General features: G+C 60.0%; 12 protein-coding genes. 4 read left to right on the top strand and 8 right to left on the bottom strand.

Going from position 1 to position 14,913, the window contains the following annotated elements:
- The first annotated feature begins 2 nt into the window (after positions 1 to 2).
- A complete protein-coding gene (locus MWU38_RS06775; RefSeq protein ID WP_247271048.1) occupies positions 3 to 1,745 on the top strand; it encodes an acyl-CoA dehydrogenase in 1,743 nt (580 codons plus the stop codon).
- A complete protein-coding gene (locus tag MWU38_RS06770; RefSeq protein WP_247271047.1) occupies positions 1,742 to 2,563 on the top strand; it encodes a DUF815 domain-containing protein in 822 nt (273 codons plus the stop codon). The genes MWU38_RS06775 and MWU38_RS06770 overlap by 4 nt, the downstream gene beginning before the upstream one ends.
- Positions 2,564 to 2,569: 6 nt before the next feature.
- Here MWU38_RS06770 and MWU38_RS06765 read toward each other — a convergent pair whose 3' ends face one another.
- The gene (locus MWU38_RS06765) at positions 2,570 to 4,051 is read right to left on the bottom strand and encodes a PQQ-dependent sugar dehydrogenase (protein WP_247271046.1); all 1,482 of its coding nucleotides are present in this window, start codon (positions 4,049 to 4,051) and stop codon (positions 2,570 to 2,572) included.
- Positions 4,052 to 4,141: 90 nt separating this feature from the next.
- Here MWU38_RS06765 and MWU38_RS06760 point away from each other — a divergent pair, with 90 nt between their 5' ends.
- Together MWU38_RS06760 and MWU38_RS06755 are read left to right on the top strand one after the other, a co-directional pair.
- Positions 4,142 to 4,639 carry a GAF domain-containing protein gene (locus MWU38_RS06760; RefSeq protein WP_247271045.1) on the top strand — a complete coding sequence of 166 codons (498 nt, stop codon included), beginning with the start codon at positions 4,142 to 4,144 and terminating at the stop codon, positions 4,637 to 4,639.
- A gap of 198 nt (positions 4,640 to 4,837) precedes the next feature.
- The gene (locus tag MWU38_RS06755; RefSeq protein ID WP_247271044.1) at positions 4,838 to 5,866 is read left to right on the top strand and encodes a hypothetical protein; all 1,029 of its coding nucleotides are present in this window, start codon (positions 4,838 to 4,840) and stop codon (positions 5,864 to 5,866) included.
- 10 nt (positions 5,867 to 5,876) lie between these two features.
- Here MWU38_RS06755 and MWU38_RS06750 read toward each other — a convergent pair whose 3' ends face one another.
- The 7 genes from MWU38_RS06750 to mnmG all read right to left on the bottom strand — a co-directional run bounded on the left by MWU38_RS06750 (position 5,877) and on the right by mnmG (position 14,845).
- Positions 5,877 to 8,624 carry a carboxypeptidase-like regulatory domain-containing protein gene (locus tag MWU38_RS06750; protein ID WP_247271043.1) on the bottom strand — a complete coding sequence of 916 codons (2,748 nt, stop codon included), beginning with the start codon at positions 8,622 to 8,624 and terminating at the stop codon, positions 5,877 to 5,879.
- A 41-nt stretch (positions 8,625 to 8,665) separates the two neighbouring features.
- Entirely contained in the window at positions 8,666 to 9,502 is an 837-nt protein-coding gene (locus tag MWU38_RS06745) for a molecular chaperone (RefSeq protein ID WP_247271042.1), read from the bottom strand.
- Between the two features lie 221 nt (positions 9,503 to 9,723).
- A complete protein-coding gene (locus MWU38_RS06740; protein ID WP_247271041.1) occupies positions 9,724 to 10,272 on the bottom strand; it encodes a DUF4402 domain-containing protein in 549 nt (182 codons plus the stop codon).
- 258 nt (positions 10,273 to 10,530) lie between these two features.
- Positions 10,531 to 11,538, bottom strand: coding sequence for a ParB/RepB/Spo0J family partition protein (locus MWU38_RS06735; protein ID WP_247271040.1), 1,008 nt, complete (start codon positions 11,536 to 11,538; stop codon positions 10,531 to 10,533).
- A complete protein-coding gene (locus MWU38_RS06730; RefSeq protein ID WP_348646865.1) occupies positions 11,535 to 12,314 on the bottom strand; it encodes an AAA family ATPase in 780 nt (259 codons plus the stop codon). The genes MWU38_RS06735 and MWU38_RS06730 overlap by 4 nt, the downstream gene beginning before the upstream one ends.
- A 51-nt stretch (positions 12,315 to 12,365) precedes the next feature.
- Positions 12,366 to 12,995: a 16S rRNA (guanine(527)-N(7))-methyltransferase RsmG gene (gene rsmG / locus MWU38_RS06725; RefSeq protein ID WP_247271039.1), complete on the bottom strand. Its 630-nt coding sequence runs from the start codon at positions 12,993 to 12,995 to the stop codon at positions 12,366 to 12,368.
- The gene (gene mnmG, locus MWU38_RS06720; protein WP_247271038.1) at positions 12,992 to 14,845 is read right to left on the bottom strand and encodes a tRNA uridine-5-carboxymethylaminomethyl(34) synthesis enzyme MnmG; all 1,854 of its coding nucleotides are present in this window, start codon (positions 14,843 to 14,845) and stop codon (positions 12,992 to 12,994) included. Before mnmG ends, rsmG begins: the two co-directional genes overlap by 4 nt.
- Positions 14,846 to 14,913: the final 68 nt, after the last annotated feature.

Here is a 14,913-nt window from a genome sequence, read left to right as displayed (position 1 = left end):
CAGTGACCCCTTACACACCCCCCACCCAGGACCAATTGCTCGCCATCCGCGTTAACGCCGGGATCGAAGACCTCGCGCAAAGCGAAAAGTTCGCAGCTGCCGAAAGCGATCTGGTCGAGGCGATTGTCGAGGGTGTCGGGCAATTTGCTGCCGGTGAATTTGCGCCGCTCAATCGCATTGGCGATCTTGAAGGCGCGAAACTTGAAAACGGCGTGGTGCGACTGCCTGACCGCTTCAAGGAAGCGTATGAGGGATATGTCGAGCAGGGATGGAATTCGATCGGCAGCTCGACCGAGTTTGGCGGACAGGGCCTGCCCTTCACGCTTTCGTGCAATGTGTTAGAGAACCTGGGCGCGGCAAACATGGCGTTCAGCCTTCTGCCGATGCTGTCGGTGGGCGCGATCGAGGCGTTGGACCATCATGGGACCGACGCGCAAAAATCGCTCTACCTGCCGGACCTTGTAAGCGGGAAGTGGTCGGGAACAATGAACCTTACCGAACCTGCCGCGGGCAGCGATGTGGGCGCGCTTCGTTCAACCGCTGAACCGATCACCGAAGGGGAGCACGCGGGCAAATACAAGATCAAGGGCCAGAAGATCTACATCACCTGGGGCGATCACACTCTGGCGGAAAACATCATCCATCTGGTGCTGGCCCGCCTTCCCGGTGCGCCAGAGGGTTCGCGCGGGATCTCGCTTTTCGTGGTGCCGAAGTATCACGTGAACGCCGACGGTTCGCTCGGACCCCACAACGACCTTCGCCCGGTCAGCCTCGAACACAAGCTTGGCATCAATGCCTCGCCCACTTGCGTCATGTCTTACGGCGACAATGACAATTGCATTGGCGAACTGGTCGGCGCCGAGAACAAGGGTCTCGCCTGCATGTTCACGATGATGAACAATGCGCGGATCAATGTCGGCAACCAGGGCGTGCAAATCGGCGAACGCGCAACACAGCAGGCGATCGCCTATGCGGTGGACCGGGTGCAGTCGGTGCGCGCTGGCTCTCCTGACAAGACCCCGGTGGCGATTATCGAACACCCCGATGTGCGCCGCATGATCCTGCGCATGAAGGCCCTTACCGAAGGCGCGCGTGCGCTGCTTTATTATTGCGCAGGGCGAGTCGACCGCGGCACTCTGGGCGATGCGTCAGCGGCAGCACGCGCCGAGGTGCTTGTCCCACTGCTTAAGGCGTGGGGCACAGATGTCGGCGTCGAAGTCGCCGGCATTGGCGTTCAAATCCACGGCGGCATGGGCTTTGTCGAAGAAACCGGCGCGGCGCAGCACTGGCGCGATTCGCGCATTGCCCCGATTTACGAGGGCACCAATGGTATTCAGGCCGCTGACCTTGTGACCCGCAAACTCGGCCTTGAAGGGGGCGAGGCGTTGCTCGGGCTTTTGCGCGACATTGCAAAAGATGCCGCAGAGGAGCCTCAACTGGCGGGCCTCGCGCGCGAATGCCTTGGCATCGCCGAATGGATGCAAGGCGAAGCGAGCCTTGATGACAAACTTGCCGGCAGCGTCCCCTTCACCACCATGTTCGCGGTTGCGGTGGCGGGCTGGCAGTTGATGAAGCAGGCCAAAGCGGTTGCCGATGGCGCCTCTCCGTCGCTTGCCGGGATCAAACCGGTCACCGCGCGCTTCTTCCTCGATCGCATTGTGCCAGAGGCCGCAGGGCTCAAGGCGAGCGCGACCGCTGGTTCGCAAGACCTTTATGCGGTGTCGCCCGAAGCACTGGCTGGATGAGCAGGAAAAGCGAGGCTCTGGAGCGGATCGCCGCCGCGCTTGAACGGTTAGCGCCTGAGCCTGAGCGAGGCGTCGATTGGCTCAGCCACCCCGCCTATCTCTGGTCGGGGGAAGGCGCGCACGCGCTGGAGGAATTGGACGCGCTCTACCTCGAACGTCTGCGCGGGATCGATGCGCAAAAAGATGCGGTGCAGCGCAATCTTGACCGGTTGAGTTCGGGTGCTGCCTCGCATGATATGCTGCTGTGGGGGGCGCGCGGTATGGGCAAATCCGCGCTTATCCGCGCCTCAATCGGCGACCTTCAACAAAGCGGGCGCGAAATCGCACTCGTTCAAGCCGATGCGAGCGGTTTTGCGCGCATATCGCAATTGATAGAGGCGCTCGCCAAGGTCCCTCGCGCTTTTGTCCTGTTCATCGACGATCTCGGCTTTGATGAAGGTGACCTGCAGGGCAATCTGGCGCTGCGCAGCCTGCTGGATGGCGGGGCCTTGGGTCGCCCGGTCAACATCCGCGTTGCGGTGACATCGAACCGGCGCGCCATTGTCGAGCGGCAGGCAACCCGCCCTGCTGACCTGCACGAACGCGATGAGCGCGACAATGCGCTGGCGCTTGCCGACCGTTTCGGACTGACGCTTGCCTTCCACCCGTGCGATCAGGCGACCTATCTCGAGATTGTCCGCAGCTATACCCAGCCACTCGGGCTCGAGTTCTGCGAGGAAGAGGCGAACGCATGGGCGATTGCGCGTGGCAACCGGTCCGGCCGCACCGCCTATCAATTCGCCTGCGAAGTGGCAGGGGCCGCCGGCCTCGCGCTCTGACGAGCCTTACTGGCTCTGCGTGCGCAAATAATCTTCTTCAAAAGCTGCGCGTGGATCGACCAGTTCGCGGATTGGCGGCAGCGATTCGCCCTCAAGCTCCGCGATCCCTGCTCCCGCCTGGCTTCCCGGATTGAAAGCGCGCCAGATGATGCCCGCCGTGTCGTCTGAAACCAGAAGCGCACCATCGCTTGCCCACTCGACCCATGTCGGACGCCCTTTGGTGGTGCCGTCCTCGTTCAAAAAGCCGGTGAGCAGCGGGACAGGCTTGCCCACCGGATTGCCGAATTCGTCAAAGTCGACATAGACCACGTCATAACCCGAAGCAGGCTTGCGGTTCCACGAGCCGTGCTGCGCGACAAAGGCCCCGCTCGCATAATCTGCGCCCATGCGGTGGCCTTCCTTGGTGAAAACAAGGCCAAGCGCGGCAACGTGCGGGCCCAAAGCAAATTCGGGATAACGCGTGTATTCGATCAGGAACCGCGGACGCGGCGCTTTGACCCGGCGGTCGAGCGTGTTCTTGTAATACACCCAGGGCCAGCCGTAATTCACGCCAACAGGGACATTGGTGAGATAGTCGGGCACGAGGTCGGAGCCGAGCATATCGCGCTCGTTCACGGTGGTCCAAAGTTCGCCTGACCAGGGGCTGAAATCGAGGCCGTTAGGGTTTCTGAGGCCGACGCCATAGGGTCGCGCCTCTCCGGTTGTGAGCGAAAGCTCGTGGATCATCGCGCGGCCTTCTTCGATGGCCATGCCTTGCTCCCCGACATTGGAAACAGAGCCGACCGCGACATACATGCGGTCACCATCGGGGTGAACCTTGATATTGCGCATCCAGTGGCCCCCGCCCGGCGGCAGATCCATCAGCTTGCGCGCTTCACCGCTGACGGTGGCTGAACCCAGCTCGTAGTCAAAGGCAAGCACCGCGTCGTGATTGGCGATGTAAAGAGTGCCCTCATTCCACGCGATACCCGAAGGCGAATCCATCCCTGCGTCCGCGTCGAGAAGCACCTCCTGAATATCGGCAACTCCGTCGCCGTCCCGGTCGCGCAGCAGCACCACTTGATTGGCCGACGGGCCCGCCGCGCCTGCTCGTGCAAAGAGCATATCGGCAATCCAGTTGCGGACGCTGTCAAAGAACCCCTCATCCTCGGCATCGGAGGGGCGCTCGGGTGCGCGGGTGAGCGTCACCAGAACATCGCCATTGGGAAGTGTGTATAGTACCCGCGGATGATCGAGCCCTTCGGCAAAACGGGTGACGGTAAAGCCTTCGGGCGCCTGCGGTGCCTCACCCTCGTTCCAGCCGACGGGCTTTGCGATATTGACCGTCGGAATGCTTTCCGCATTGGGGTCTTCGAGCACCGGATCGGTGCCGGTTACCGAGGCAAAGTCTTTATCGGCGGTATCCCCTCTTGAAAGAAAGAACAGCGCTGCTCCTGCGATCAGGAGAAAAACGACCAAACCGATTGCGACCTTGCGAACAATACTCATATGGAGCGAAATAAGACCTGCTGCTGCCCCCCGCAAGCTTAGAGTGAGCTTTGGCCAGGTACTGAGGCAGATGCCCCTATAGGAAATGCGATGTTCGATTTTAAACCCGATGCGACGGCCTCGAAACCGGAGGTCTATCAGCAATTGTGCGAGGCGGCAGATGCGCTCACCGCCGGAGAGCCCGATGCGGTCGCAAACATGGCCAATGTCGCAAGCCTCCTGTGGGAGTTTTTGCCAGAGCTGAATTGGGCAGGCTTTTATCGAATGGGCACCAACGCATCGGGCGCGGACGAGCTTGTGCTTGGCCCTTTTAACGGCCGCCCGGCGTGCATCCGTATCCCTTTGGGCAAGGGTGTATGCGGTGAGGCGGCGTCATCGGGTGAGACGCAATTGGTTGACGATGTCCACGCTTTTCCCGGCCACATCGCCTGCGACGCGGCAAGCCAATCCGAACTCGTGGTGCCGGTGGTGCGTGATGGCGCCGTTATCGCGGTGATCGACCTCGATAGCCCGCGCACTTCGCGCTTCGATGCCGAAGACGCCGCCGGGATCGAGGCGCTCGCCGCACTTCTCGCCTCGCGTCTCTGAACCGCAGGCCCGGAAAGCCTGGCCCACCCGATCGCTCATTATCGCACCGAGAGTCGCCCCGTTTCGAGACACGGTGCATCTGACGATTTGGAGCGCACCCCTGCACAATGGTAACGATTTCCTAAGCATAATTGCCAGCCGTCCCCTTGCGAGTCGTCACCGGAACGCGAGCGCGGGCGGTACAGGAAGGGAATACCAATGACGCGCATCCAACTCACCAGCTTTGGTCTTATCGCGGCCAGCCTTACGCTCCCGACTGCGCTCAGCGCCCAGAACACCTTGCCGTCCCTGCCGGATATCGAACCGATGGGCGCACAGGAGGCCAGCGCGCTTCCCTCTGATCTGCGCACAGCGCCGGTCCCTGCGAATCGGGTGAACGACACCTACCGCTCAGACACAGGAGCCGTCACAACGGTGGGCCCTGACGGAGTGGAAACCATTACACGCACCCGCCGGATCGAGCGCGCAGCCATGCCGGCGGCGCACACTGCAGGGCAAGCGACCGCATACAGTGGCGAATACGGGGGCGAATACGGGGGCGAATATAGCGACGGATACAGCAGTGAATACGGCGAGGCTGGCTACGGCCAACCCTATGGCTATGCTCCCGCAGCACAAGTCTTCTCACGCGAGGACTGGATCGAGGAATGCGAGGATCGCACGCGCGGTAGCAGCGGCAAAGAAAAGGGCGGGATCATCGGCGGCCTTCTCGGCGCTGTCGCGGGCGGGATCATCGGAAACCGCGCATTTGATAGCGAACGTCTTGGCGGCACGCTCCTTGGCGCAGGGGTCGGTGGCCTTGGCGGCGCCCTTCTCGGCAGCCTCATCGGCGGCGGGCGCAATGATCGCGGCGAATATGACTGCGAGGCCGCGCTCGACGGCTATCTCACTCAACATGCGCATGGCGGTCACTTTGCCACGCGCAGCATTCCCGCACCTGTTTATGCCGCACCTGTTTATGCCGCTCCGGTTCACGCCGCTCCTGTTTATGCCGCCCCTGTTTATGCAGCGCCGCAGTACTACTACGCGCCGCCACAACAGGTGGTCTATGTCCCCGTGGAGTATCAGCAGCGGCGTCGTGTGATCGTGCGCGAGACAGTTCGCGAAGAGGTCGTCCCTGGCGCAACCCGCCAGATCCCGGCCCCTGCACCACTGCCGGCACCGCGCCCGATCAAAACTGCGCCGCGCCCGGTCAAAGCGGCTCCGGTCTACATCAAAGGTAATTGATTTCAGTCGTTTATGGTGATCGCACCGCTGCGATCACTTCGACGTCTTGAGGCCCTTTTTGTTCGCGCACTCGACGCGCGGTGAGCTTGACCGTGCCAAAGCGCACAACGTCATTGTCATTGCCGATCGTGAACTGGGTGCTTCCATTGCGCATCGCAAGGCTCGGCTCAACGCCAAGTGTGGTGGCCGCGTCTTTCGACACGCGCAAACGGTATTGGCCATATGGCACGCGCTGGAACAGGAAGAAGCCATCGAACTCGCTCACGGTTTCCGCAGCGACCGCGCCGCGATCGTCAATCAATTCAAGGCGAACACCGGGTTGTTCGACACCCGCGGTGCTGAGGAGCGAGCCTTCAACCTCTCCGGTGGGGGAAATCGCAAGCTCGATTTGTGCCACCACGCCCGGACGCGGAGTAATCACGATGCCCTTGGATGCGGGCGCGAGGAACGGGTCTTCGAGCGAGCTTTCATCAATTCCGACCAGCACAGGACGGAAAGGCCGCAGTTCATCGACCATCGCGGTGCCGTTCGTGCCCGTAACCGCGTCCGTGCTGCGAAGGCCCGCTTCGACCATGACATTTTCGAGCAATTGTTCGCCCGGATCGCGGCGATTGTTGGCGTTGTCGTCCCTGTAAACGGTCACCGCCGCCTGACCATTGCGGGCAAGCTTGTTGCCCGACACGCGAATACCGCCCGTCGGATCGGGTCCAAGGCTGAAGGCGGCCTGTATGCCGACGCCCACCGCCCCGCGTGAGGTAACAAACGCGTCTCCGCGCAAGGAAAGCTCCTTGAAACGGTGGGTATAGCCCGCGTTCAACCGGAATTCGTCGATATCAGCCGTGTATTCGAGGTCACCCTGAAGCGTCCCGCGCTCGCCAAGATCGGTTTCAAGGCGCACCGTGGCCGTATCGAACCCCTTATCCTGTCCTGCCAGACGGAAATTCACATTTCCGCGCAATCTCACATCGCGCCAGCGACGGTTGACCAGAAGGTTGAGTTCAGTCCGGTCATTGGCGGGACGTCCGCTGTCTTTTTCATGGAAAAGTTGCGCCGAAACCGCAAGCCGCCCCGCTGTGACCGAGGTCACCGCACTCAGCGTGTTGACGGAATCGCCATTTCGCCGCTTGGCGTGATTGAACGCGGCCTGCATGGGCAAGGACAGCCGTCCCATCCGCAACGAAGTCGAGAAATTGACCCCTCCGGTGTATTTAAACTCGTTCTCGCCAAACTCGCCGCGAAAATTGCCGAAGAACACGCGCGCATTGGTGCCAAAGTTGACGTCACCAACCCTGCCCAGTGTGTTGAGATTGGTGACAAGCCCCCCGCCGAATTCGTGCGCAGCGGCGAGCTCGAGCTGAGCGAAAGGCAGGGCATGTGTTAACGCCGCCTCGGCGTAGGTGTAACGGTCCTCGTTCCGCACGAGATTATGGACGCCGAAACCGATGCTGGTTCGCTTGCTGAGCCCCCGTTCGAGCCCCCCGCCCCAGCGCCAGTTCTGCTCGGTCTGCTGGCCAGCCGAACGCAATTGAATAAGGTCGCGGTTTTCCTGAAGGATTCCGGCCCAATATTGCGTTTCGCCCGGCTCGATCTGGTTCATACCCACCGGTAAGGAGGATCGCTCACGACGAATTTGCCCCTGCGGGCCGTAAAGCACGATTTCAAAGTCGTTGCGGCCAAAGAACAGGTCCACATCGAGGAATTCATATCGGCCATCAGGACGCGATTGCTGGAAGGCGATCAGCTGGCCGTTGCGATAAAGCTCTGCATCCCAACCCGAGGGCAGCGTGCCGCGCAGGACCGTGGTGGCAAAACGCGATGTCTGGCCCAGAGGCCGGTTGGTGATAAACGCGCCGCGCCCGACACCCGTTTGGCCGACAAGGCGGCCCGGAACGGTTTCAACATCACCCACGGCAACGTCAGTGGCGTCAAGCGGTCCGAGCAGGCCCCCTTCTTCATTGCTGCGATAGGCGCGCACCCGCAAAGTACGCGGATTGAACTGATTGTCTGTCCCGATCCTGGCGGTGTAACTGGCCCCCAGCGCCTCGCCGGCGGCGAGAAATTCGACCCTGCCGCCTACACCAGTGCTGGTGCGCGCCTCGGCATCCACCACCACATCAACAGACGGCGTGCGCCAGGACCGATATTCCATCTTCGACGAGGGGTATTGCGACAGGTCAAAGCTGACATTTCGCGGACGGATGCGCTCGGCCCGTTTGCGTCGCTCGATCGCCTGCATGAACGGAAGGTCGGTCTCCGATTCGATCCGCACCGCCGCGTTGAACAGATCGGGCTTGAAAGTCACGCCAAACCACCGCGACAAGGCATCAGTGTCGACGCACCACCCTTCGGGCGTGTCGTAAATATCCTTGGCGAGCGGCGCTTCACCAGTGTTCACGTTTTGTACTGTATTGGCTTCGCGATCAATCGTGAACTCCTGATCCTCTGCGAACAACCAGCCAGTTGCGCGGCGCGACTTTTTATCAATCCGCACAGGCAGGTCGAGCGTCTGGATCACATCCGCGAGGTCAAGGCACACACCGCGATCGGTTTGATAGCCACGAACGTCCAGATTCAGCCGGTGGTTCTTGACCCGCATCTGAAGGAAGAGAAAGTCGTCGTCATTCGCCTGCCAGCCCTGCGAAGGCGCTGACGTTTGAGAGGTTTGTGCTTTGGCAGGGCTCGCAATCGCAAACGAGCCAAGCGCCGCTGCGGTGACCGCAGCGACGCTCAGGATTCGTTGGCGAAAGATAGTTTTCATCGGAAGCGTCCCGGAAATTTCCGGGTTCTGGCGATCAGCGTTTAGCCGATCACTCCGTCGACAGCAGCGATGAGGGCGCCGCCCTTCTCTTCAAGCTCGCGGTATTCAATCCGCGCAGGCCCCCGCAAAAGCGCCGCCTGCTCTTCGGTCAGATTGATGCGCACCTCGCGCGAGCCGATTTCGGGGTAAACCGCGATGCCGCCAGCAAGAACGATCGGATCAGGCAGGCCCGGTTTCACGATGCTGAGAGCGCCATAGGTCGAGCTTTCGCCGGCGCGCTCAATCGACAGGGCAAGCTCCGGTCCTTTCTCACCTTGAACGATCAAAGGCTGTGTCAAAGCGACCTGCGCCTCAACATCACCGTGGCGGACAATGATCGGAATGGTGATGCCATAGATCGGGATAAGACGCAGCGTGACCCCCTCGGCCTGGGTGTCCTCCTGGGTCACTTCGGTCGGGCGCGGGATGGCTTTGAATGACATGTGCACGCGGTATTCCCCGTCGGGCAGTTCGGCACCGGGACGCGCAGAAAGGCGTACCGATTGAGGCTGGCCGGGGGGAAGGCTGATGCGGCGCGGAGCATAACGGATCATACCGAGCGCGGCCTCTTCGGTGTCGTTGGCATCGACCTTTTCAACCGGCTCAAGGCGGCCGTTGTCGGTCATGCGTCGCAGCTCAAGGCCAATGCGGTAGGTTGCCTCGTCAGCTCCGATATTACTCAAGATCACCTCGGTCCCGCGCGATCCGTCGAGGATCACACGTGTCGGTGCGACGAGAAGGTCACCTTGGGCATGCGCAGGGGTGGCAATGGAAAGCGCACCAAAGGCGGCAAAGCTTGCGGCGATAGTCGTAAGATTTCGCAATGGTTTGAGAAACATAGTTGTATTGGCTCCCTGGTGCGGAAGCCCAACCCACCAAGGCCTTCCGCGTATTTACACGTAAGGGTGGTAAGCAAGCATGGTTAAGATTGGTTAAAGGCTCACCCGCATTTCGAGGCAGCGACATAAGGAAAAAGCCGCAGCCCTTGAGTAAGGGTTGCGGCTTTCCTGGTCTCTTGGTGAGCAAGGCCAGCGCTCGCTGGCCCGCCGTCACGAAAAGCTTACTGGTATTCGACAGTTACGTCGAACTGGCCAACATACTCGCCAGCGATTTCGCTGCCGTCGAGGACGATACGACCGCCAACACCGAACTGCTCGCTGCCGCTGAAAGAAGCGTAGCCGCCAGCAGCGCTGTCAGTCAGGTTGACGAGTTCAATGTTGTGGTTCGCAGCTGCCGAACCGGCGTTTGCAGTGTGACGAAGGGTCACGCCGTTGGTTGCAACGTCTTCGAGCAGAATTGCGACCGAAGTATTGGCAGCACCGCTAACCGTGAACAGTGCTTCGTGCTCAGCAGCGCCCGGGCCGCAGATCACGTCGCCGCTACAGGTGCGCACGCCGGTTGCATCAACAGTCACGTCGCCGCCGGTCGAACCGTTGTTCACGATGATCGCGCCGAAGTTCAGGTCGTCGTCGTTAGTAAGCTGCAGGGCTGCGAGAACTTCTGCACGAGCGTCAGCTGTTTCAGTGACTTGTGCGTTTGCAACAGTGCCCATGCCAACAGCTGCGAAGAGTGCGACGCCAGCCGTGGCGGTGCGGAGAAACTTGGTCATTAGTGGTCCTTCCGAAAGTGTCTTCTTTTTCCCGTTGTCGGACGGTTTGAAAAAGCACTTTCGCGACCCTTCACGAATCACTGCACCTAACCGTCCAACCGAACACGGGTTGCCCCCGTTTCGTGGCCCCTAAGTACAAATACCGGGTTCCGCTTTCGTTTTTAGGTATGGTTACCAGCCAAGTAAGGTTTGCAGGCCCGCTTGTATAACCGACTGAAAAAACTGTGTTTTATTGAAAATGAGCGCGCGAAATTCGCGTTAAAAATCGCCGCCCGTTAGGCGTTGACACACGAGATCCAGTTGGTCGAGCGACCCATATCTGATCGAAATCTCACCCGACCTCGGGTCCGAATCGGACTTGATTCGCACTTTAAGTCCCAAAAACTCTTCGAGATGGCGCTGAACAGCAACGATATCAGCGTCATCGCCCGCCACCGGAAGCGCAGGGGTGGATTCCTTTTTCGCGCCAACCTGCCTTGCGACCTTGCGGACAAGCTTTTCAATCTCGCGAACGGAAAGGTTTTCCTTCACCGCTTGCTTGGCGAGATCGGCTGCATCCTCTTGACCAACCAGCGCGCGGGCGTGCCCCATCGAAAGCTTGCCCGCCTCAACCAGGTCGAGCACAGCCTCGGGCAATCCCAGAAGACGTTGAATATTCGCCACATGACTGCGAGATTTTTCAACCATGCGAGCGATTTCCGCCTGGGTCATCCCTTCGTCATCGGCCAGACGTTGATACGCCCTTGCCTCTTCGACCGGATTCAGATCCTCGCGCTGAAGGTTCTCGATAAGAGCCAGCGCCATAACCTCGCGGTCGGAAAGCTCGCGCACCAGCGCAGGCATTTCATGGAGCCGCGCCTTTTGCGCCGCACGCCAGCGCCGCTCACCTGCGACGAGTTCATATTTCCCGTTGGATTTGGGACGCACGATGACTGGCTGGATCACCCCGCGCGCGGCGATTGATGCAGCGAGCTCTTCAAGCGACTTTTCATCGAAATGCTTGCGCGGGTTACCCGGCAGGGGCGAGATCGAGGCGACCGCAAGCGATTTCAGCGGAGATCCTGCCGGTAGTTCCCCTTTGGAGGGAGAAGAAGCAGAGGTTTGCTTTGCCTCAGGGCCCGTGTCTGGCGATGCAGAAACCAATGGCTCTTCGCGCTTCGTCTCACCCAATAGCGCGCCCAGCCCCTTGCCAAGCTTCTTTCTACTCGCTCCGGCTTTGCGTTGAGGAACGGAAAATTCAATCGAATCAGTGGGTTTAGCGCTCATGCTGCTGCCTGTCTTTCAGGGGGAAATCGTCCAATAAGTTCGCGCGCAAGGGCGATATATGCGCGGCTACCGACACAACTGTGATCGTAAACGAGAGCCGGCAATCCATGACTTGGCGCTTCGGACAAGCGAACGTTGCGCGGAATGACCGTCTCGAACACCAGATCGCCGAGACAATCGCGTACGTCGTCGGAAACTTGGTCGGTAAGGCGATTGCGGCGATCGTACATTGTGAGCGCCACACCAATGATATTGAGTCTCGGATTGAAAAGCTGCTGCACCCTTTCAACCGTTTGGAGCAGCTGGCTCAACCCCTCAAGCGCGAAGAACTCGCATTGCAGCGGCACGAGAATGGAATCGGCCGCACACAGGGCATTGAGGGTCAAAAGGCCGAGCGACGGCGGGCAATCAATAAAGCAGATATCGTGATCTTCGTGGTTGCTGAGTGCGCTGCGCAAACGCTCGGTACGCTCATCGACCGAGACAAGTTCCACCTCCGCCCCGCTCAAATCTACGGTTGCTGGCACAATATCGAGCCCGGGAATGCTCGTTTCAAACGTCGCGTCGGAAATCGGTAGTTGCTCGACCAAGACATCATAGCTCGACACATCGCGCGCGTCGGCCTCAACCCCAAGGCCGGTGGATGCGTTTCCCTGCGGATCAAGGTCGATAAGAAGAGTGCGCCAGCCCGTTGCCGCCATAGCGGTCGCCATGTTGATAGCGGTCGTGGTCTTACCGACACCGCCTTTCTGGTTGGCTATCGCAATTGTCAGCACATATCGCTCCTCTTTTTCCATCATCGAGCGCCGTTTCCGGCACCGAACCGCCTATTTGCTTACGATGATGCCTGCATCCGCATCGGTCAATGAGTGTTTCACGTGAAACATTTTTCGAATCGAAGCCTTTGCAGTCTCCAACTCGTGCGCTGCCGAGCGCCCTTTGGGCAAGACGTAGCGCGTAGCACTTGTGGAGAACGGTGCGGATAAGCGCAGAAGCTTTTCCAGAGGAGCGAAAGCCCGTGCCGAAATGACACTCGCCTCAAACGGTGCCACCTGTTCCAGACGCCTGCCCTCCACACGGCAATTTCCAAGGTCTAGCTGCTCTACGCAGCGCTCTAGGAATTCGACTCGTCGCTTGCGTGATTCCACAAGAACTACAGGGGTTTGTGGCCGCAGGATGGCAATCACGAGGCCCGGCAAACCCGGCCCAGTCCCAAGGTCTAGCCATGGCCCGTTGCCCGTTTCGGTAGGCACATATTCAAGCAATTGCGCGCTGTCGGCGATGTGACGAAGCCACAAACTTGCCTCGCTCGGTCGGCTGATCAGGTTCTGTTGTTGGTTTTCGGCCAAAAGGAGCTGTGTGTAGCGTTCAAGAATAGCGAAGCTGGCGCTTGTCGACAGACCCTCAACATAGGCTTTGGCCTCTGCTTCGGTGGTGAGAATGGAGGAAGCGGTCACGCAGCGGTCTGCCAACGACGTGCATGGACCAAGAGCGCGGATAACGCCGCGGGCGTAACCCCGGGAACTCGGCCTGCAGCAGCAAGGCTGACAGGAGCAGCCTTGATCAGACGTTCGACCATTTCGTTGGAAAGTCCAGGCACCCGATCATAGGGAAAGTCAGGTGCGAGCGCCAAACCTTCGCTAGCGCGCAAATCCCTCAGTTCAGCTTCCTGCCTTGCCAGATAGGGGGCATAGGCCGCGTCCTCGGCCATCTCCTCAAGCAAGTCGATGTCGAATCCATCAAGCTCACCGAGCCACGGCTTCATGGTTTCGATTGAGACACCGCCATGGCGCAACCACTCTTCCACGGGCTTCTCTCCGCCATCACGGCGTACATTAACGCCCGCATCGGCCAGCTCGCGCGAATGGACGGGGTGATTGAACACTTCAGTCAATGTTTCACGTGAAACACAGCGCGCCCTGAACCACTCTGCCCGCTCCTCACCGATACAACCCACCTCCAATCCGAGTGGGGTCAGGCGTGTAGAGGCATTATTTGCCCGCAGGCGTAGGCGATATTCAGCGCGCGATGTGAGCATCCGATATGGTTCGCTCACGCCTTGCAAGGTCAGATCATCGATCATAACCGCGATGTAGGAGTTGGACCGGTCAAGCGCGGGCGCCTTTTTGCCAAGCTGCGCGGCGGCCGCCTCAAGGCCTGCGACCAAACCTTGCGCAGCGGCCTCCTCATAGCCCGTGGTGCCATTGATCTGCCCTGCGCAATACAGCCCGGGAATTGCGCGCAACTGAAGGTCAGGTGTCAATGCGCGCGGATCAATATGGTCATATTCCACCGCATAGCCTGGCACCGCCATTTCCACCGTCTCAAGCCCTGGCATCGCGCGCAGCATGTCGCGTTGCACGTCGACAGGCAGAGAAGTGCTAATCCCGTTGGGATAGATGAGATGGGTGTCGAGCCCCTCCGGTTCGAGAAAGATCTGGTGACCATCGCGGTCACCAAAGCGATGGATCTTGTCCTCTATCGAAGGGCAATAGCGTGGACCGGCCGCCCCTATTGCACCCGAAAAAAGCGGTGAACGGTCGAGGTTGCGCCGAATAATATCGTGCGCCTCATGTGTGGTTCGTGTGATCCCGCAGAAAACCTGAGCGTTCGCTCTTCGCTTCGTAAGCGGAGACATGGTCCAATGCTCGTTGTCGGAATACTGTTCTTCGAGCGCAGACCAATCGATTGTCCGACCATCAAGCCGCGGCGGCGTCCCGGTCTTAAGCCGTGCCATGGGGAGATCGGCTTCTCGCAGCTGCCGGGCGAGCCGGGTGGCGGCGTTTTCGCCGATACGACCACCTTCGAAACGCTCTTCTCCGCGAAACAGTACGCCGCCAAGAAACGTGCCGGTGCAAAGGATGACCCGCTCAGCGTTGAGGATAACACCATCAGCCATTTCCAGACCGGCAACGCGCCCGCCTGTAAGAACCAGGGCCGCCGCTTCCCCTTCTATCAGGTGAAGGTTCCCTTGCGCGCGGACCAGCCGCTGAACCTCGGCCTTGAACAGTTTGCGGTCCGCCTGAACCCTAGGGCCCCAAACCGCGCTCCCCTTGGAGCGGTTGAGCATACGATAATGGATTGCCCCGGCGTCGGCTGCGCGCCCGAGGACACCGTCAAGTGCATCGACCTCGCAAACCAGATGCCCTTTACCAAGCCCGCCAATCGCCGGATTGCAGCTCATTGCGCCGATTGCATCAAGATCGAAACTCACCAGACCCGTGCGCGCACCCATGCGGGCCGAAGCGCAGGCCGCTTCAACCCCGGCGTGACCGCCGCCGATAACAAGGACATCGTAATTCTGCATGGGGGCCAAATAGGCACTCCCCGCCCCCTCGTCAAAGATGTTTCACGTGAAACAACGCATGACAAATG

The sequence above is a fragment of the Qipengyuania sp. S6317L1 genome (assembly GCF_023015615.1).
In the GTDB taxonomy this organism is placed as follows: Bacteria; Pseudomonadota; Alphaproteobacteria; order Sphingomonadales; family Sphingomonadaceae; genus Erythrobacter.
Note: the sequence above shows the minus strand (reverse complement) of the source record. Positions and strands in the feature narration are given on the sequence as shown.